Below are 419 nucleotides of genomic sequence, written 5' to 3'. Positions count from 1 at the left end.
GCTTCTACGAACCTTGCAACGACAATTGCAAAGTACGGAAAGAAAAAAGATGGAAAACCACCAAAAGTTGGATTGATTGAAGCTGATTTACAAAACTTATCTGTAGGTACATTACTTCAAATTGAAGACGATAAACACAATTTAAAAACTGTAATGGATAAAATAGCGACTATTATGACAAGTGATGGAAGGCTCATTGAAGATGAAGCAAGAATTGAAGAAGTAAATAAATATATTAAAAGTTGTTTTAAATCCTATTACCCTTGCAAAAACTTAGAGGCATTAGTAGGGTCACAATTAACAATGAGTGAAATTGAAGATATTAAACCATTCCATTATGTTTATTTAATTGAAGCTATCGTGGATGAGTATGATGTTATTATTCTCGACACAAACTCCTCATTAGCTCATGTCACTAC

At 32.0% G+C, this 419-nt stretch carries 1 pseudogene; it reads left to right on the top strand.

The annotated features are described in order from the left end of the window. Positions 1–419 (top strand): annotated as a pseudogene (locus tag MR160_RS34025) (AAA family ATPase); the annotation flags it as partial.

The sequence above is a fragment of the Bacillus cereus group sp. BfR-BA-01382 genome, from assembly GCF_022663475.1.
Taxonomy (GTDB): Bacteria; Bacillota; Bacilli; order Bacillales; family Bacillaceae_G; genus Bacillus_A; species Bacillus_A thuringiensis_S.
The sequence above is the reverse complement of the archived record's forward strand: the minus strand, read 5'-3'. Positions and strand labels throughout refer to the sequence as shown.